14 protein-coding genes are annotated in these 19,394 nt (G+C 70.9%); 11 read left to right on the top strand and 3 right to left on the bottom strand.

The annotated features are described in order from the left end of the window. The 5 genes from gatB (at position 1) to ABT001_RS10850 (ending at position 7,479) form a co-directional block, all read left to right on the top strand. Complete coding sequence (gene gatB / locus ABT001_RS10870; protein WP_351275263.1) at positions 1–1,509, top strand: Asp-tRNA(Asn)/Glu-tRNA(Gln) amidotransferase subunit GatB; 1,509 nt, start codon at positions 1–3, stop codon at positions 1,507–1,509. Between the two features lie 171 nt (positions 1,510–1,680). Continuing rightward, positions 1,681–3,792: a phosphocholine-specific phospholipase C gene (locus tag ABT001_RS10865; RefSeq protein ID WP_351275261.1), complete on the top strand. Its 2,112-nt coding sequence runs from the start codon at positions 1,681–1,683 to the stop codon at positions 3,790–3,792. 191 nt (positions 3,793–3,983) lie between these two features. Further along, positions 3,984–6,203, top strand: a complete 2,220-nt coding sequence (locus ABT001_RS10860; protein WP_351275259.1) for an MMPL family transporter — start codon at positions 3,984–3,986, stop codon at positions 6,201–6,203. 25 nt (positions 6,204–6,228) lie between these two features. Next, positions 6,229–6,783 carry a GNAT family N-acetyltransferase gene (locus tag ABT001_RS10855; protein ID WP_351275257.1) on the top strand — a complete coding sequence of 185 codons (555 nt, stop codon included), beginning with the start codon at positions 6,229–6,231 and terminating at the stop codon, positions 6,781–6,783. A gap of 51 nt (positions 6,784–6,834) precedes the next feature. Then, on the top strand, positions 6,835–7,479 hold the full coding sequence (locus tag ABT001_RS10850; protein ID WP_351275255.1) for a hypothetical protein: 645 nt from the start codon (positions 6,835–6,837) through the stop codon (positions 7,477–7,479). Positions 7,480–7,589: 110 nt separating this feature from the next. On the opposite strand, the gene ABT001_RS10845 is transcribed toward ABT001_RS10850, so the two are convergent. Further along, entirely contained in the window at positions 7,590–7,946 is a 357-nt protein-coding gene (locus ABT001_RS10845) for a MerR family transcriptional regulator (protein WP_351275253.1), read from the bottom strand. A gap of 191 nt (positions 7,947–8,137) precedes the next feature. Here ABT001_RS10845 and ABT001_RS10840 point away from each other — a divergent pair, with 191 nt between their 5' ends. Further along, positions 8,138–9,046 (top strand): NADP-dependent oxidoreductase, encoded by a 909-nt coding sequence (locus ABT001_RS10840; RefSeq protein WP_351275613.1) that lies wholly within the window; start codon positions 8,138–8,140, stop codon positions 9,044–9,046. 46 nt (positions 9,047–9,092) lie between these two features. Here ABT001_RS10840 and ABT001_RS10835 read toward each other — a convergent pair whose 3' ends face one another. Both ABT001_RS10835 and ABT001_RS10830 read right to left on the bottom strand, forming a co-directional pair. Continuing rightward, positions 9,093–10,274 carry a PQQ-dependent sugar dehydrogenase gene (locus tag ABT001_RS10835; RefSeq protein WP_351275251.1) on the bottom strand — a complete coding sequence of 394 codons (1,182 nt, stop codon included), beginning with the start codon at positions 10,272–10,274 and terminating at the stop codon, positions 9,093–9,095. Between the two features lie 149 nt (positions 10,275–10,423). Beyond that, on the bottom strand, positions 10,424–11,380 hold the full coding sequence (locus tag ABT001_RS10830; RefSeq protein ID WP_351275611.1) for an aldo/keto reductase: 957 nt from the start codon (positions 11,378–11,380) through the stop codon (positions 10,424–10,426). Between the two features lie 133 nt (positions 11,381–11,513). On the opposite strand from ABT001_RS10830, the gene ABT001_RS10825 reads away from it, so the two are divergent. From ABT001_RS10825 to ilvC, 5 genes are all read left to right on the top strand, one after another. Next, complete coding sequence (locus ABT001_RS10825) at positions 11,514–12,464, top strand: 2-hydroxyacid dehydrogenase (RefSeq protein WP_351275249.1); 951 nt, start codon at positions 11,514–11,516, stop codon at positions 12,462–12,464. Between the two features lie 263 nt (positions 12,465–12,727). Then, positions 12,728–15,583 (top strand): putative bifunctional diguanylate cyclase/phosphodiesterase, encoded by a 2,856-nt coding sequence (locus ABT001_RS10820; RefSeq protein ID WP_351275247.1) that lies wholly within the window; start codon positions 12,728–12,730, stop codon positions 15,581–15,583. Positions 15,584–15,800: 217 nt separating this feature from the next. Continuing rightward, positions 15,801–17,657 carry an acetolactate synthase large subunit gene (locus ABT001_RS10815; protein ID WP_351275245.1) on the top strand — a complete coding sequence of 619 codons (1,857 nt, stop codon included), beginning with the start codon at positions 15,801–15,803 and terminating at the stop codon, positions 17,655–17,657. Between the two features lie 22 nt (positions 17,658–17,679). Next, positions 17,680–18,207 (top strand): acetolactate synthase small subunit, encoded by a 528-nt coding sequence (gene ilvN, locus ABT001_RS10810; RefSeq protein ID WP_099174327.1) that lies wholly within the window; start codon positions 17,680–17,682, stop codon positions 18,205–18,207. Positions 18,208–18,310: 103 nt separating this feature from the next. Beyond that, positions 18,311–19,312 (top strand): ketol-acid reductoisomerase, encoded by a 1,002-nt coding sequence (gene ilvC / locus ABT001_RS10805; RefSeq protein ID WP_351275243.1) that lies wholly within the window; start codon positions 18,311–18,313, stop codon positions 19,310–19,312. The last annotated feature ends 82 nt before the right edge of the window (positions 19,313–19,394 follow it).

The following is a 19,394-nucleotide window of genomic DNA, read 5'->3' as shown; positions in this document are numbered from 1 at the left end:
GTGACTGTCATCGACCTGGAGTCGTACGAGGATGCCCTCGCGACGTACGACCCCGTCATGGGCCTCGAGGTCCATGTGGAGCTCGGCACCAAGACCAAGATGTTCTGCGGGTGCTCCACCGAGCTCAAGCAGGACGCCAACTCGCAGACCTGCCCGGTCTGCCTCGGACTGCCGGGCGCGCTCCCGGTCGTCAACGAGATCGGCGTCGAGTCCGCCATCAAGATCGGGCTCGCGCTGAACTGCGAGATCGCCGAGTGGTGCCGCTTCGCCCGGAAGAACTACTTCTATCCGGACATGCCGAAGAACTTCCAGACCTCCCAGTACGACGAGCCGATCGCCTTCGACGGCTATCTGGACGTCCAGCTGGAGGACGGCGAGATCTTCCGCGTGCAGATCGAGCGCGCCCACATGGAGGAGGACACCGGCAAGTCGACGCACGTCGGCGGTGCCACCGGCCGCATCCACGGCGCCTCCCACTCGCTGCTCGACTACAACCGCGCGGGCATCCCGCTCATCGAGATCGTCACCAAGCCGATCGAGGGAGCCGGCGCACGCGCCCCCGAGGTCGCCAAGGCGTACGTCGCCGAACTCCGCGAGCTCATCAAGGCGCTCGGCGTCTCGGAGGCCCGGATGGAGATGGGCCAGATGCGCTGCGACGTCAACCTGTCGCTGCGTCCCCACGGCACCGAGAAGTTCGGCACGCGCTCCGAGACGAAGAACGTCAACTCGCTGCGTTCCGTCGAGCGCGCCGCCCGCTTCGAGATCCAGCGTCACGCCGCGGTGCTGAACTCCGGCGGGACGATCGTGCAGGAGACCCGGCACTTCCACGAGGAGGACGGCTCCACCACGGCCGGCCGCATCAAGGACAACGCCGAGGACTACCGCTACTTCCCCGAGCCGGACCTGGTGCCGGTCGCCCCCGCCCGCGACTGGGTCGAGGAGCTCCGCAAGGGGCTTCCCGAGCTGCCCCGGCTGCGCCGCAAGCGGCTGAAGGAGGAGTGGGGTGTCAACGAGCACGACATGCAGTCCATCCTCAACGCGGGCGCGGTCGACCTGATCGTCGCCACGACGGACGAGGGCGCACCCTCCGACCAGGCCCGCAAGTGGTGGATGGGCGAACTCGCCCGCAACGCCAACGAGACCGGCCGCAGCCTGGACGAGCTGCCGGTCACCCCGGCGCAGGTCGCCCGGGTGGCGGAGCTCGTCGCCTCCGGCGACCTCAACGACAAGCTGGCGCGCCAGGTCCTGGAGGGTGTCCTCGCGGGCGAGGGCGACCCGGACACCGTCGTCGAGAAGCGCGGCCTGAAGGTCGTCTCGGACGAGGGCGCGCTGGGCACGGCCGTCGACGAGGCCATCGCGGGCAACGCGGCGATCGCCGACAAGATCCGTGGCGGCAAGGTCGCCGCGGCCGGTGCGCTCGTCGGCGCGGTCATGAAGGCCACCCGAGGCCAGGCCGACGCGGCGCGTGTGCGTGAGCTGATCCTGGAGAAGCTCGGCGTCGAGGGCTGATCCACCCGAGAGGCCCTTGGGGCGGTGCACCCGGTGACCGGGCGCACCGCCCCTTTCCGTGCACCGCGACAGCGGCCCGGAGGACGTTCACCGCCAGTCCGTACGACTGTCTTCCCGTAGTCACCCGGCGTGATTAGTTTCCAGCCGTAGATACGGAATCGGGAGGCTCACTTGACCACGGACATGTCACGGCGGCGGCTCTTCGCGCTCGGGGGCGGTGCCCTCGGCGCCGCTGCGGCGGGGTCGTTCCTGCCCCCGTCGCTCCAGGCGGCGATCGCCGCGCAGCCCGCGGCCGAGCGGTCCGGTGGCGCGGGGCTGGACGCCGTCGAGCACGTGGTGATCCTGATGCAGGAGAACCGTTCCTTCGACCATTACTTCGGGACCCTGCGCGGGGTACGCGGCTTCGGCGACCGCAACGCGATCGAACTCCCCTCCGGCCAACCCGTCTTCGAACAGCCGGGGCCGCTGGGCACGACCGTGCTGCCGTTCCCCGTCCGCGAGGCCGCGGAGACGCAGAAGAAGGACCTGCAGTACATCGGTGACCTCGACCACTCGTGGAGCGGTGGCGCCAGGGCGTGGGCAGGCGGCTGGATGAACGGCTGGGTCACCGCGAAGACCGCCGCGACCATGGCGTACTACGACCGCGGGGACATCCCGCTGCACTACGAACTCGCCGACACCTTCACGGTCTGCGACGCCTACCACTCCTCGATCCACACCTCCACCAGCCCGAACCGCAACCACCTGTGGAGCGGGAAGACGGGCGACGAGCCGAGCGGCAAGCGGGCCGTGGGCAACGACGCGTACAGCGAGGGCACCCACCCCGGATACGACTGGGGCACGTACGCCGAGCGGCTGGAGAAGGCCGGGCGGAGCTGGAAGACGTACACCGAGTGGGAGAACTTCACCGACAACCAGATCGAGTTCTTCACCACCTTCAAGGCCATCGCCCGCAAGGCGCTGGCGAAGACCGACGGCCACACCTACATGGAGTCCTTCTACGCCACCGTGCGCGACGCGGACGATGCCGCCGAGCGCGAGCGGCTGCTCGGCCTGCTCGACGAGGGCGTCGCCGGCCTCACGGCGGCCGAGCGCAGCCTGTTCGAGCGGGGGCTGCGACGGGTCGAGACGGGCACGCTCGCCGACGAGTTCGCGAAGGACGTGGCGGCGGGGACGCTGCCCGAGGTCTCCTACATGGTCCCGTCGGCGGTCGACTCCGAGCACCCGAGCGTCTCCTCGCCGGTGCACAGCGCCACGGTCGTCTACAAGATCCTGGACGCACTCGGCAAGCACCCCGATGTGTGGCGGCGCACCGTCGTCCTCATCAACTACGACGAGAACGACGGCTTCTTCGACCACGTGCCGCCGCCGGTCGCCCCCGAGGAGGTGACCGAGGAGCACTGGGAGGGCAAGCCCACCGGCCTCGGTGTGCGGGTCCCGCTGCTGGTCGTCTCCCCGTGGTCGGTCGGCGGATACGTCTGCTCCGAGGTCTTCGACCACACCTCCGTGATCCGTCTCCTGGAGCGCTGGACGGGCGTGGAGGAACCCAACATCGGTGACTGGCGGCGCCAGGTCACCGGCGACCTCACCTCGGCCTTCGACTTCACCCGTGCGCGGCGGCAGCCCCGGACGGAACAGCCCGCCGCGATCCCGCCGTTCGGCGGACGCTGGCGTCCGGAGCCGCCCGCCGTCCAGCACATGCCCGTCCAGGAGGCGGGCGTCCGCCCGGCACGGCCCCTGCCCTACCAGCCCGACGCGCAGGCGAAGCGCGTGGACGGCGGGCTGCGCCTCGACCTCAGCAACACCGGCAGGTCCTCCGCGCACTTCACGCTCTACCCGTACGCGGGGGAGTACACCACCCCGCAGCACCGGGACGTCAGGGGCGCGGCGCGCTGGACGGTGCCGCTGACCGGTGAGGGGTACCGCTTCACGGTCACCGGCCCGAACGGCTTCCGGCGGGAGTTCGAGGGCGCGTCCGACGGCGGCGCGGAGCTGACCTCCCGTATCGACGCCCACGAGCGGGACGTGCACCTCACGGTGCGCAACACCGGCAGGCGGACGCTGACCTACACCGTGCGGCCCCTCGGCTACGTCGACGAGGACGACCTGCGGAACTGGACCCGGACGGTCAAGGTCAAGCCGGGGCGCAGCCGCACGGTCGTGCATTCGGCGGCCGACGCCCAGGGCTGGTACGACCTGGAGGTGACGGCCGACGAACCGGGCTCCTTCCGGCGCCGGCTGATGGGCCACATCGAGAACGGCAGGGCGAGCGTCTCCGGCTGACGGACGGCGGCCGACGACCGGGAGGCGGGGGCCCGCCGCACGGCGGAAGGGCGGAGCCGAGCCGTGTGACCATGGCCACGAAAGCGACAAAAGGCCATGAACGGCTGACAGAGTGAGCCTCTCAGGTCACGTGACTTCGCGGGATATCCACCTATGTCCCCTGCGGTCCATGAACCCCGGGAGTCCGTCCGTTGGCCGCCATCGCACGCTGGTGCCTCAGGCACCGCCTCGCCACCGTCCTCATCTGGCTGTTCGCCCTCGGGGGAGCGGCCACCGCGGCGGGGCTGGCGGGCTCCGCCTACTCCAACGACTACGAGGTGCCGGGCACCGAGTCGGGCCGTGCGGGAGAGCTCCTCCAGGCAGGGTTCAAGGACCTCGGAGGGGAGACCGGCACCATCGTCTGGCACACCTCCGGCTCCACCGTCCGCGAAGCGGACGTCGAGCGGACGGTGACGAGGACGCTGAACGCCGTCTCCGCCCTGCCCGGTGTCGGTGACGTCACCGGGCCCTACGGAGCGACGGACACCGGGCAGATCAGCGCGGACGGACGCACCGCCTACGCCACCGTCACCTTCGACCACCGGGCCGGCGCGGTCCCGCCGGAGCAGGCGCAGGCCGTGGTCGACACCGCGCAGGGGGCCACGCGTGAAGGTCTCCAGGTCGAACTCGGCGGGACCGCCGTCGCGCTCACCGAGGCGCCGGCCCTCCACATCGGCGAGGCCGTCGGGGTGGTGGTCGCCGCGGTCGTCCTCTTCCTCGCCTTCGGCTCACTCGCCGCGAGCCTGCTGCCCATCGCCACCGCCCTCGTCTCCGTCGGCACGGCGTACGCGGGCATCGTGCTGCTCGGCCACGTCATGACCGTCGCCGACTTCGCGCCGATGCTCGGCATGCTCATCGGACTCGGCGTCGGCATCGACTACGCCCTCTTCATCGTCACCCGGCACCGGCGTGGACTGCGCCGCGGCCTGTCCGTGTCCGAAGCGGCGCAGAACGCGGTCGCGACGACGGGGCGCGCCGTCGTCTTCGCCGGAGCCACCGTCTGCGTCGCCCTGCTCGGCATGCTGGTCCTGCGGCTGGGCTTCCTCAACGGCGTCGCGATCGCCGCGTCCCTCACCGTGGTGCTGACCGTCGCCGCCTCCGTGACCCTGCTGCCCGCGCTCCTCTCGTACATCGGGACGCGGGCCCTGAGCCGGCGCGAGCGCGCGTTCCTCGCCGAGCACGGCCCCCGGGACGACCGGCCCACCGGCTTCGCCGCCCGCTGGTCGGCCGTGGTCGAGCGGCACCCCCGGCTGCTCGGAGCGGTGGCAGCCGCCGTCATGGGCGTACTCGCGGTGCCCATGCTCTCCCTGCACCTGGGCACCTCCGACCAGGGCAACAACCCCACCACGGCCACCACCCGGCAGGCGTACGACCTGCTGGCCGACGGCTTCGGCGCCGGCGTCAACGGGCCGCTGACGATAGCCGCCCGCCTGGACGGAGCGGACGACCGCCCGGCCCTCGACGCCCTGCCCGCGGTCCTGCGGACCACCGACGGCGTCGCCTCCGTGAGTCCGGTGACGTACAACAGCGGCGGCGACATGGCTTTCCTCACCGTCGTCCCCGAGACCTCGCCGCAGTCGCAGCGGACCAGCGAACTCGTCGACCGGCTGCGGCACGACGTCCTGGCGCGGACGGAGGACGCGACCTCGCTCCGGACGTACGTGGGCGGGGTGACGGCCGGTTACGACGACTTCGCCGAGATCATCATCGGCAAGCTGCCGCTCTTCGTCGGGGTGGTCATCGGGCTCGGCTGCCTGCTCCTGCTGCTGGCGTTCCGCTCCCTCGCCATCCCCCTCAAGGCCGCCGTGATGAACGTCGCCGCCGTGGCCGCCTCCTTCGGTGTCGTCGTCGCGATCTTCCAGTGGGGATGGGGAAGCGAACTGCTCGGCCTCGGCAGCGCGGGGCCCATCGAGCCGTTCCTGCCGGTGATCATGGTCTCCGTCCTCTTCGGGCTGTCGATGGACTACCAGGTCTTCCTCGTCGGCCGGATGTACGAGGAGTGGCTGGAGACGGGTGACAACCGTCGCTCCGTGCGGGTCGGCCTCACCGAGACCGGCCGGGTGATCAACTCGGCCGCGGTGATCATGATCTCCGTGTTCCTCGCCTTCGTCCTCAGCGGCGACCGCGTCATCGCGATGTTCGGGATCGCGCTGGCCGCCGCCGTCGCACTCGACGCCTTCGTCCTGCGCACCCTGCTGGTGCCCGCGCTGATGCACCTGCTGGGCGGCGCGAACTGGTGGCTGCCCGACCGGCTGGACCGGCTGCTCCCGCGCATCAGCATCGAGCCGCCGGACCGCACCGCACCGCGTGCGAAAATCCCGGGGGAGCGCACCGACGACGACAGCCGGACCGTCGCCCGGAGCCTCCACTGAGACGGCACGACGACGAGGAGAGCCCGTGTTCACGGTGTCACTGGGGGACGACGGGGCGCAGCTCCGCCCGATCGAGCCCTGGCAGGCCGAGGAGTTCCTGGCCCACATGGACCGGGCGCGCGCCCTGGTCGACCCCTGGATCCCGTTCGCCGCGGCGGCCACCGACCTCACCTCCGCACGGGCACTGCTCCAGCGGTACGCCGACAAGCAGGCGGCCGACACCGGCCGGCTCTACGGAATCTGGCTGGACGGCACGCTGGTCGGCGGCGTCCTGTTCCGGATATTCGAGGCGGAGGCCGGCAACTGCGAGATCGGCTGCTGGCTGGAGCCCGCGGCGGAGGGCCGGGGCCTGGTGACCCGGGCAGCACGGAAGCTGATCGACTGGGCCTTCGGCGTACGCGGCATGCACCGGGTGGAGTGGATCGCGTCCTCCGGGAACACCCGCAGTGTCGCGGTGGCCGAGCGGCTCGGCATGACCCGCGAAGGTGTGCTGCGCGAGGCGTATCCGTACCGCGGCAGGCGTCACGACACGGAGATCTGGGCCGTCCTGGCCCCCGAGTGGGGCAAGGGGCGGGGCTGAGGCGCCCGGTGTTAAGGAGGTTCTCATGCGGGCCCCCTAGCGTGACGGCGCATGAAGACCTCCCCCACAACCGCGACCACTGACGAGACCGAGAAGAAGGCGGCCGAGGGAACCGCCACCGAGCCGGACACGACGCAGCAGGCGGACGCCACGGACGACGCCGCGCCGGGCGTGATCACGCCGGACGTGACCGCGATGGACGTGGCCGCGACCGACGCGGCGGCGGAGGACGGCCTGGAGACCGATCTGGAGCCCGACCCCTACGACGAGGCCGAGGCCGCCGCGGCCGCCGGGGTCGGAACGGGAGCCGCGGCCGTCGTGGCCGCCGCGCTCGGCGTCGTCTCCCTCTCGGGCGCGTGGACCGGCCGCGTCGTCGCCGAGCGCGAGACCCTGCTCGGCCAGATCAAGACCTCCGCGGGCGGTGGCGGAGCCTCCCAGCAGATCGCCGAGATCTACGGCGACGCCTGGCACAGCACGGCCCTCGTCAACGGCATCTTCGCGCTGCTGGCCCTGCTCGTCGGCGTCTTCGTCCTGGTCCGGCCCTCCTTCGGCGCCCCCTCCCTCCTGCCCCAGGCCGGCTGGGTCCGCTCCGTCGCGGTGGCGGGCATCGCGCTGGGGGCGCTCGGACTGCTGATCTCCGTGGGCATGTACTTCGACCTCTTCCTCGCGATGCCGTCCGCGACAGCCGGGGGCTGAGCACCCCGAAGACGGGACCCGCGGAGTGGGGGGCACGGCGGCGAGCCGTGCCCCCACTGGCGTTCCGCACGGGAGAGCGGGCGCCGGCTCGGGAGCGGCGGGCGGGCTGATCAGTCCCGCACCACACTCGCCGCGGTCACGTTCTCGATCACGCGGCCGAGTTTGGTCTCCGCCCGGGTCAGGTCCTGGATGCGTGCGGCGATGCGGTCGCGTTCGGTGATGAGCTGGTCGAGCATGGCGGGGGTCGCGACGCCGGTGCTCACGCACGGCAGGAGTTCGACGACCGTACGGCTGGAGAGGCCGGCCGCGAACAGGTCCTGGATGAGCTGGACCCGCTCCAGCGCTTCGTCGGGGTAGTCACGCTGCCCACCGGGCGTCCGGGCCGATTCCAGGAGGCGCTGCTCCTCGTAGTAGCGCAGGGCCCGCACGCTGACCCCTGACCGCCTGGCGAGCTGTCCTATGCGCATGGCGCAGGTCACTCTCTTCCCACTCGTACCTCATGTCGACGTCGGATCCAGGCTAGCGCCGCGGCAGTCCGTACCGGCTCCGGGCCGGCCTGGCCCACTGCCGACTTGCACCTCACGTCAACGTCAGGTTCTAGAGTGGCGAGCGCCGGACGAACACGTCATTCCGGCCCGTCGAGGTAAGGCAGAGCATGATGCGCGCAGCCCGGTTCCACGCATACGGCGCAGCGGAGATCCTGGTGATCGAGCAGGCCCCCGACCCCCACCCCGGACCCGGTGAGATCCGCGTCCGCGTCGCCGCGGCCGGCGTCAATCCCATCGACTGGAAGCTGCGCTCCGGCGCCCTGCGCCAGGTCTTCCCCCTGGATCTGCCCGGTATCCCCGGGCGCGACGGCGCCGGTGTGGTCGACGAGATCGGCGACGGGGTGCGGGGGGTGAGCATCGGCGACCGGGTCTTCGGACTGGGCGGTGTCACCGGGGCGACCGCGGAGCTGCTCGTCCTCTCGGCCTGGGCGCACACCCCCGCCGCGTGGAGCGACGAGCAGGCCGCCGGTGCCGGTCTCGCGTCAGTGACCGCGCTGGGCGGACTGAACGCGCTCGGCTCCCTCGACGGGCGCACCCTCCTCGTCGAGGGAGCCGCCGGAGGCGTGGGCAGCGCGGCGGTCGAGATCGCCCTGGCACGAGGTGCTGCCACCGTGATCGGGACGGCGAGCGAACGCAACCACGAGTTCCTCGCCTCTCTCGGCGCCGTTCCCACGACCTACGGCCCCGGCCTCGCCGAGCGCCTCACCGCCCTCGCACCGCACGGCGTCGACGCCGTGCTCGACACCGCGGCCTCCGGCTCCCTGGCCGACCTCGTCGCGATCGCGGGCGACCCGGAGCGCGTCGCGACGGTCGCCGACCATGCGGGCGGGCAGCGCCTGGGTACGCATGTGGCCAACGCGGTGAACGACTCCGGCCTCCTGTCCGTGGCGGCGGAATTGGGCGGGCAAGGCCGCTACACACCCCGTATCGAACAGACCTACCCCCTGGAACGGATCGCCGACGCCCACGCGAACGCCGAGCGCGGACGCACCCGCGGAAAGATCGTGATCCGCATCTGAGACCGGGCCCGACCTCGCGGGAGACGGTGAGCCGTGGCGGGGGCCGTCAGCGCACCTTCAGGAGCAGGATCCTGTCGTCGCCCGGCTTGGCGGAGCCACGGCCGTCCGTGTTGCTCGTGACCAGCCACAGCCTGTCGCCACCCGCGGCGAGCACCGTGCGCAGCCGGCCGTACTTCCCTTCCAGGAACGCCTGGGGGTCGGCCGACGGCTCCCCGTCCGCCTTGCCCGACAGCGGGATCCGCCAGAGCCGCTCACCCCGCAGTCCGGCCATCCAGACCGACCCCTCCGCGTACGCGATACCGCTCGGCGAGGCCTCGGAGGTCTTCCACTGGGCCACCGGGTCGACGAACCCCGCTTCGCCTTCCCTGCCCTCGACGTCGGGCCAGCCGTAGTTCTTTCCCGGCTCGATCAGATTCAGCTCGTCCCAGGTGTTCTGGCCGAATTCCGCCGCCCGGAGCCGCTTCCCGCCGTCCCAGGCAAGACCCTGCACATTGCGGTGCCCGTACGAATAGACCAGGGAGTCGGCCTCGGGGTTGCCGTGCACCGGCTCGCCGTCGGGCGTCATCCGAAGGATCTTGCCCGCGAGCGAGGACCTGTCCTGGGCGAGACCGGTGTCACCCGTCTCGCCCGTGCCCGCGTACAGCATGCGGTCGGGCCCGAACGCGATCCGCCCGCCGTTGTGGATGGAGCCCTTCGGGATGCCCCGCAGGATGGTGTCCGGGGCTCCCAGCTGCCGGCCCGCGGGTTTGTCCTCGTCGTACTGGAGGCGGGCGATGCGGTTGTCCGACTCGGTGGTGAAGTACGCGTAGACCAGATGGTCCGCCCCGTAGGTCGGCGCCACGGCGAGGCCGAGCAGACCGCCCTCACCCGCCGGCGCGACCCCTGGCACCGAGCCCAGCAGGGTCTTCTTGCCGCTCTCGCCGTCCACGCGGGTGATCGTCGCCTCGTCACGGGAGGCGACGAGCAGATCGCCGCCCGGCAGCGCCGCGAGCCCCCAGGGGGACGCGAGACCGTCCGTGAGCGTCTTCACCACCTCGACGGAGCCCTTCGCCGGGGGCGGGTCCGCCGTCGGACCCGCCGGGGCCGGGGAGGAGGACGTGGCGTCCGCCGGGGGCGATGAGGCGCCCTCACCCGCCGCCGGGCCGACGTCGGACGAGCAGGCGGACAGCAGGAGCGAGGCCGAGGCGAGCAGGGCCACCACCCCCTTGCGCAGCACGGGAGTTTGCACAGCACCGATCCTTTCGACGGTCGCACGCCTACTGTTCCTACGCCGCCGCACGGCAACGGGTTCCCGATCTCCGCCCATTGTCCCGCCGAGGGGTCAGCCACGAGCGGTCAGCCACGAGGGTTCAGCCACGAGCGGTCACCCGGGTGGGGTCAGTCCCACGACCCGCGGGCCCGCGGCAGTCCGGCCACCTCGGCCATGTCCTGGTCCGTGAGCACCAGCCCCGCGGCGCCCGCGTTCTCCACGGCCCACTCCTCGCGCTTCGCGCCTGGCACCGGCACCACGTGGCGTCCCTGCCGCAGGACCCACGCCAGAGCCACCTGGGCCGGGGTGGCGCCGTGCCGCTCCGCGATCCTGCGCAGCCCCGACACCACCGGCTGGTTGGCCGCCATCATCTCCGCGGTGAAACGGGGGTGCCTGGCCCTCGGATCGTCCGGCTCGAAGCCCTGGCCCGGCTTGAGGGTGCCCGTGAGGTAGCCGTTGCCCAGCGGCATCGCCGCCAGGACACCCACGCCACGGGCCGCGCACCACGGCAGAAGGTCCTCCAGCGCCTGGGGCGACCACACGGAGAGTTCCGCCTCGACCGCGCTGACGGGGAAGACCTGCTGTATCCGCTCCAGCTGCCGGATGGTCCCGTCGTGCATCCGCGCCCCCGGCCTGCGGCCCGCCCGGGCGCCCACCGCGCACAGCCCGAGCGCCCGGACCTTGCCCGCGGTCACCAGGTCCGCCATCGCGCCCCAGGTCTCCTCGACCGGGATCTCGGGATCCGCCCGGTGCAGCTGGTAGAGATCGATCACGTCGGTCTGGAGCCTTCGCAGAGAGGCGTCACAGGCCCGGCGCACATAGCCGGGGCGGCCGTTGGCCACGACGTGCTGATCGCCCACCAGCAGCCCGCACTTCGTGGAGAGGAAGGCTTCGGACCGGCGGCCCTTGAGCGCCCGCCCGACGAGCAGCTCATTGGTGAAGGGCCCGTACATGTCGGCGGTGTCGAGCAGTTGGACGCCCGCGTCCAGCGCGGCGTGCACGGTCCGCACCGAGCGGTCACCGCGCTGCTGCGACGTGCTGTAGGCCCAGCTCATCGGCATGCACCCCAGCCCGACCGCACCCACGGCGAGCGCCGCCGCACCGATAGTCCTGCGCTCCAACTCCCCGAACCCTCCCTCGGCCCCGTGATCAACGGAGCCCACCAGCACCCCCAAAGTAACCTCTGCCGCTCCATGCCCTTCGCATAGCCTCCTGACCATGACTTCTACATCCACTGCCGACGTGTGGCTGCCGTTTCCCGCCGATGAGATCGACGGCCTCCCCGAGGGTCTCAACTACCGTCTCTGGGACGGTGACCGGGACTACCCGGCGGACCCCTCCGACTGTGCGTTCTATGTCGTTCCGTACATGAAGGGCCCGGAAATCGCGGTCCGTCCGCTCAAGGAGATGCGGTTGGTCCAGGTCGTCCAGACCCTCTCCGCGGGCATCGACCACGTGGAGCCCGCGCTCGGTCTGCTGCCCTCGGGGGTGCGGCTGTGCAACGCCAAGGGTGTGCACGAGGCGTCGACCGCCGAGCTCGCACTCGCCCTGATCCTCGCCTCGCTCCGCGGCTTTCCCGGGTTCACGCACGGCCAGGACAAGGAGGAGTGGCGGTCCGGCTTCTATCCGGCGCTCGCCGACAAGTCCGTCCTCGTGGTGGGCTACGGATCGATCGGCGCGGCCATAGAAGACCGGCTCGCGCCCTTCGAGTGCGCGCGGGTGGTGCGCGTCGCGCGCTCCGCACGGACAACCGCACGCGGCCCCGTACGCGCGATCGACGAGCTTCCCGCCCTGCTCCCCGAGGCCGACATCGTCATCCTGTCCACCCCGCTGAACCCGTCCACGCAAGGGCTGGTGGGCCCCCGTTTCCTCGCCGCCATGCGGGACGGCGCGCTCCTCGTGAACGTCGCGCGGGGCGCCGTCGTCGACACCGGGGCCCTGCTGTCCGAACTCGAGTCCGGGCGGCTGCGTGCGGCGCTCGACGTGACCGATCCCGAACCGCTGCCCGCCGGCCACCCCCTCTGGCATGCTCCCCACACGCTGATCACTCCGCATGTGGGCGGCAGCACCTCCGCGTTCCTGCCCCGGGCCAAGCGGCTGCTGGCGGGACAGCTCACCCGGTTCGCCGCGGGAGAGCCGGTGGGCAACCTCGTACGCACCACCGGCTGACCACGTTCCGGAGCGCCGCGGACGCACCGTGTTCCGACAACACCCCAGGTCGTCACGGAGAGTAGAGAACTTATGGCCCTGCGTGACGACTCTGGTGTATCGTCCACAAGAGGGCTGCGCCGTGGAAAGGACGGCGCCGGGGAGGAAGTGCAACGCGAGGGGGCGACGGGCATGTTCGGGCAGGGGAGAGACGATCCGAGGCAGCGGCGCGGGCAGGTGAGGCCGGCGGCGAGGGCTCCCGGTTCAGACGGTGGAGCCCTCCGGTGAGCGCCCTCGGGGCCTTGCTCGCCCGGCAGCCGGCCGTGGGGCGGACGGCGGGGCGGGCCGTGGGGCTGCGCTCGCAGCTCGCCCTCGCCGCCCTCTGCGCCGGATACGCGGTGGGCGCCGCCTTCGGCTGGGGATCGCCCGAGGTCGCCCTGTTCATGGGGGACTTCGGCCTCAGCGTCGCCGCGATGATCGCCGCGGTCTCGTGCTTCCTGCACGCCCGCACGAGCGGAAGCCCCTTCAGATCCGCATGGCTCCTCTTCGCGCTCTCCTCGGCCATGGCCGCCGGAGGCAACGCCGTCTGGGGGTGGTACGAGGTGGTGCTGCGGCGCGAGGTCCCCACCCCCTCCCTCGCGGACCTCTTCTTCCTCTGCTTCGCGCCGCCCGTCGTCGTCGGGATGCTCGTCCTGGCCAAGCGGCCCGTCACCCGGGCCGGCTGGGTCTGCCTGGCGCTCGACGCGTGGCTGATCGGCGGATCCCTGCTGACACTCTCCTGGAGCCTCGCGCTCGCCAACACCGCGCACACCGCGAACGCCGCGGGGGAGAGCGTGGCCAGGGCGGCGCTCTCGCTGGCCTACCCACTGCTCGACATCGTGCTGGTCTCCATGATCCTGGCACTCCACTTCCGGCGGTCCGGCATGAACCGCTCCGCGGTCAACACCGCCATCGCCGGCCTCGCCCTGACGGTGCTGTGCGACGCACTTTTCACCGCCCCGCTGCTGCGCTCGGCGTACCGGTCGGGCCAGCTGCTGGACGCCGGCTGGTTCGCCGGTTCCCTGCTCCTCGCGTACGCCCCCTGGGCCGCCCGTCGCTATCAGGACAACGCTGTCGAGGCCCCGTGCCCGGCACAGCGGACCACGAGCCGGCCGATCGCCGGGTCCCTCGCCGCGCTCACGCCCTACCTGGCCGCGGCGGTCTGCACCCTCGGCATCCTGTACAACGTGGTGGAGGGGCGCAGGGTCGACCGTGTCGTGGTCCTCACCGGTGTCACGGTCGTGCTCGCCCTGGTCCTCCGGCAGGCCATCATGCTCCTCGACAACGTCGCGCTCACCCAGGAACTGGCCCAGAAGGAGAACCACTTCCGCTCCTTGGTGCAGGGGTCCAGCGACGTCATCATGATCGCCGAACCCAGCGGAGCGCTCCGATACGTCAGTCCCGCGGCGGCCGGTGTCTACGGGCGCGACGCCGAGGACATGGTCGGTGCGGAGCTGTCGTCGATCATCCATCCCGACGACCTCGGGGGAGTCATCCACGAACTCCGGCGCTTCCTCGCCGCGCCGTCCCGCGAGGAGCCCACCACCCGGATCGAGTGCCGCTTCAGATCGGGTACGGGTGACTGGCTCCACGTCGAGTCCACCGTCAACCGTCACCAGGGCGGCCTGCTCCTCAACAGCCGAGACGTCACCGAGAGGGTCAGGCTGCAGGCGCAGCTCCAGCACAACGCCGAGCACGACCCCCTCACCGACCTGCCGAACCGCGCCCTCTTCACCACCCGTGTCGGCCAGGCCCTCGGGGGCCGCCGGGCCGGGGACCCGGGCACGGCCGTGCTCTTCGTCGACCTCGACGGCTTCAAAGCGGTCAACGACTCCATCGGGCACCAGGCGGGCGACGAACTCCTCGTCCAGGCCGCACGCCGCCTCCAGGAGTCCGTGCGCGCCTCGGACACCGCCGCACGCCTCGGGGGCGACGAGTTCGCCGCCCTCATCGTCGGCGACGGCACCCGCGACCAGGCCGCACGGGAGGACCAGGTCCATCAGATCGCCGACCGGCTGCGCCTCAGACTCTCCCAGCCGTACCGGATCGGTACCGGCGAGGTCCGGGTGGCCGCCTCCATCGGGGTCGCCTTCGCCGAGCCCTCCATCACGCCGAAGGACCTCATGCGCAACGCCGACCTCGCCATGTACCGTGCGAAGGCGGGCGGCAAAAACCGGGTCGAGCTCTACGCCCCCCAGATGCAGGCCGACGTCGTGCGCCGCTCCGAACTCGCAGCCCGGCTCCGCACGGCCCTGCGCGACGGCGAGTTCGCCCTGCTCCACCAGCCCGTCGTCCACCTGGCGAGCGGCACGGTCGCCGCGGTCGCCGCCCAGGCCCGCTGGCGCTCGTCCCAGGGCATCCTCTTCACCCCCGCCGAGTTCCTCCGCGTCTCCGAGGGCAACGACCGTGCCGCCGAGCTCAGCACCTGGCTGCTGGAGAAGGCCGTCGAGCAGGCAGCCGACCGGGCCAGGGCCGGGCACCCGGTCACCGTCTCCGTCCGCGTGTCGGCCGCCCGGCTGCTGGACCGGGCGCTGCCTCCGCGGTCCGTGGAAGCGGTCCTGACCCGTCACGGGCTGCCCTCCGGCGCCCTGATGATCGACGTGGCCGACAACGACCCCAGGATCCCCTTCGACGAGCTGGAACAGCGGCTGGTCGCGCTGCGCCGGCTCGGCGTCCGGATCGCACTCGACGGCTTCGGCAGCGGGTACGCCGCGCTCAACGCCCTGCGCCGGCTCCCCATCGACGTACTGAAGCTGGACCGGTGTCTGGTGGAGGGCGTCGTCGAGTCGGCGAGGCTGCACAAGATCACCAGCGGGCTGCTGCGCATCGCCGGGGACCTCGGTATGCAGTCGGTTGCCGACGGGGTGGACGTGCCCGAACAGGTGCGCGCACTGCGCGCCATGGGGTGCACCCACGGTCAGGGGATGGCCTTCGCCGGACCGCTCGACGAATACCGGCTGCGGCGCACCCTGATCCGGGGGAACTACCCCGTTCCGGGACCCGTCCCGGGCCTCGTCCCGGCCGGCCGGCCGGTGCTCGCGGGCAGCACGGTCCCGCTCCAGGGGCGCTCACATGATGAGACGCCCGTCCCACCCACTTGACACCGAATGCGTGCCGGAGAGAGGGTCAATGCCATGCGCACCCGAATTCTCGTACTTGGAAAGCGCGTCGGCTGAAGCAGGGTCACTCATGGACACCCCGCAGACCGCACCGGCGCGCTCCCCTCGCTTGCCTCACGGCACGAGGGGTTTTTTGTTGCACCGGGACCTTGCAAAACACCATAAAAACACCGCATAAACCCTCAGCTTCGAGAAGAGAATGCCGATGACCGAGCAGGCAACCGGGGCCCCGCACCCGCAGCCGCGGGCCCGTAACGGCGGACCGTCCTCCGCCTCCGTTGAGCACCTCACGGGCGCGCAGTCCCTCATCCGTTCTCTCGAGGAAGTCGGCGCCGACACCGTATTCGGCCTCCCGGGTGGCTGCATCCTCCCGGCGTACGACCCGCTGATGGACTCCACCCGGGTCCGCCACATCCTGGTCCGTCACGAGCAGGGTGCCGGCCACGCCGCCACCGGTTACGCGCAGGCGACCGGCAAGGTCGGTGTCTGCATGGTCACCTCGGGCCCCGGTGCCACCAACCTGGTCACCCCGATCGCCGACGCGGCCATGGACTCCGTGCCGATGGTCGCGATCACCGGCCAGGTCGCCTCGGCGGCCATCGGCACGGACGCCTTCCAGGAAGCAGACATCTGCGGCATCACGATGCCGATCACCAAGCACAACTTCCTGGTCACCCGCGCCGAGGACATCGCGCACACGATCGCCGAGGCCTTCCACATCGCCTCCACCGGCCGCCCCGGACCGGTCCTCGTCGACATCGCCAAGGACGCGCTGCAGTCGAAGACCACCTTCAGCTGGCCGCCTACGATGGACCTGCCCGGCTACCGCCCGGTCACCAAGCCGCACGCCAAGCAGATCCGCGAGGCCGCCAAGCTGATCACCCAGGCCAAGCGCCCGGTGCTCTACGTCGGCGGCGGCGTCATGAAGTCCGGCGCCACCGCCGAGCTGAAGGTCCTGGCAGAGCTCACCGGGGCGCCCGTCACCACCACCCTGATGGCGCTCGGTTCCTTCCCCGACAGCCACCCGCAGCACGTGGGAATGCCCGGCATGCACGGTTCGGTCACCGCCGTCACCGCGCTGCAGAAGGCCGATCTGATCGTCGCGCTCGGAGCCAGGTTCGACGACCGCGTCACCGGCAAGCTGGACAGCTTCGCCCCGTACGCCAAGATCGTCCACGCGGACATCGACCCGGCGGAGATCGGCAAGAACCGCGCCGCCGACGTCCCGATCGTCGGCGACGCCCGCGAGGTCATCGCCGACCTCGTCCAGGCGGTCCAGGCCGAGCACACCGAGGGCAACACCGGTGACTACGCCTCCTGGTGGAAGGACCTCAACCGCTGGCGCGAGACCTACCCGGTCGGCTACGACCTGCCGGAGGACGGCAGCCTCTCACCGCAGCAGGTCATCCAGCGCATCGGCGAACTCGCCCCCGAGGGCACGATCTTCGCGGCGGGCGTCGGCCAGCACCAGATGTGGGCCTCGCACTTCATCCAGTACGAGCAGCCCGCCACCTGGCTCAACTCCGGCGGCGCCGGGACCATGGGTTACGCCGTCCCGGCCGCCATGGGCGCCAAGGCCGGCATGCCCGAGCGCGCGGTCTGGGCGATCGACGGCGACGGCTGCTTCCAGATGACCAACCAGGAACTCACCACCTGCGCGCTCAACAACATCCCGATCAAGGTCGCCATCATCAACAACGGCGCGCTCGGGATGGTCCGCCAGTGGCAGACCCTGTTCTACAACCAGCGGTACTCCAACACCGTGCTGCACTCCGGCCCTGACGCGGACGGCAACGCAGCCAAGGGCACCCGCGTGCCGGACTTCGTCAAGCTGTCCGAGGCCATGGGCTGCTACGCGATCCGCTGCGAGGACCCGGCCGACCTGGACAAGGTCATTGCCGAGGCCAACGCGATCAACGACCGCCCGGTCGTCATCGACTTCATCGTCCACGAGGACGCCATGGTCTGGCCGATGGTCGCCGCCGGCACCTCCAACGACGAGGTCATGGCGGCGCGCGGTGTCCGCCCCGACTTCGGCGACAACGAAGACGACTGAGAGACAGAGAGAGACCGACTCCATGTCCACCAAGCACACGCTCTCCGTCCTGGTCGAGAACAAGCCGGGTGTACTCGCCCGTATCACTGCCCTGTTCTCCCGGCGCGGCTTCAACATCGACTCGCTCGCGGTCGGTACCACCGAACATCCCGACATCTCACGCATCACCATTGTCGTGAATGTCGAGGGTCTGCCCCTGGAGCAGGTGACCAAGCAGCTCAACAAGCTGGTCAACGTCCTGAAGATCGTCGAACTCGAGCCCGCCGCAGCGATCCAGCGCGAGCTCGTCCTGGTGAAGGTCCGCGCGGACAACGAGACCCGCTCCCAGATCGTCGAGATCGTCCAGCTGTTCCGCGCCAAGACCGTGGACGTCTCCCCGGAGGCCGTCACGATCGAGGCGACAGGGGGCGCGGACAAGCTGGAGGCCATGCTCAAGATGCTGGAACAGTTCGGCATCAAGGAGCTGGTCCAGTCCGGCACCATCGCCATAGGGCGCGGCGCGCGCTCGATCACCGACCGTTCTCTGCGCGCACTCGACCGCTCGGCGTAAACCATCGGGCCATCTCGCCGCTCGTATGGCGAGACCCGGCAACGTACCTCACGCACCCGCCGTACGGTGGGACGCAACACCTGCACACCAAGGAGAAGACCCAGTGGCCGAGCTGTTCTACGACGACGATGCCGACCTGTCCATCATCCAGGGCCGTAAGGTCGCGGTGCTTGGTTACGGCAGCCAGGGGCACGCCCACGCGCTGTCGCTGCGTGACTCGGGTGTCGACGTCCGTGTCGGTCTGCACGAGGGCTCCAAGTCCAAGGCCAAGGCCGAGGAGCAGGGCCTGCGCGTGGTGACCCCGTCCGAGGCCGCCGCCGAGGCCGACGTCATCATGATCCTCGTCCCGGACCCGATCCAGGCCCAGGTCTACGAGGAGTCCGTCAAGGACAACCTCAAGGACGGCGACGCGCTGTTCTTCGGCCACGGCCTGAACATCCGCTTCGACTTCATCAAGCCGCCGGCCAACGTCGACGTCTGCATGGTCGCACCCAAGGGCCCGGGTCACCTGGTCCGCCGCCAGTACGAGGAAGGCCGCGGCGTGCCGTGCATCGTGGCCGTCGAGCAGAACCCCTCGGGCAAGGGCCTGGAGCTCGCCCTCTCCTACGCGAAGGGCATCGGCGGCACCCGCGCCGGCGTCATCAAGACGACCTTCACCGAGGAGACCGAGACCGACCTGTTCGGTGAGCAGGCCGTCCTCTGCGGTGGCACCGCCGCCCTCGTGAAGGCCGGTTTCGAGACGCTGACCGAGGCCGGTTACCAGCCGGAGATCGCGTACTTCGAGTGCCTCCACGAGCTGAAGCTCATCGTCGACCTCATGTACGAGGGCGGCCTGGAGAAGATGCGCTGGTCCATCTCGGAGACCGCCGAGTGGGGCGACTACGTCACCGGCCCGCGCATCATCACGGACGACACCAAGGCCGAGATGAAGAAGGTCCTCGCCGAGATCCAGGACGGCACCTTCGCCAAGGCGTGGATGGCCGAATACCACAACGGTCTGCCCAAGTACAACGAGTACAAGAAGGCCGACAGCGAGTCCCTGCTGGAGACCACCGGCAAGGAGCTCCGCAAGCTCATGAGCTGGGTGGACAACGAGGACGCCTGAGTTCTCGCCGAGGGGCGTCGAGGACGGCGGCATCGAGCTGTACGTCGCCACCCAGTGGCTGCACTCGGACCTCAAGCAGATC

Source organism: Streptomyces sp. NPDC002793 (genome assembly GCF_040295485.1).
Lineage (GTDB): Bacteria > Actinomycetota > Actinomycetes > Streptomycetales > Streptomycetaceae > Streptomyces.
Note: the sequence above shows the minus strand (reverse complement) of the source record. Positions and strands in the feature narration are given on the sequence as shown.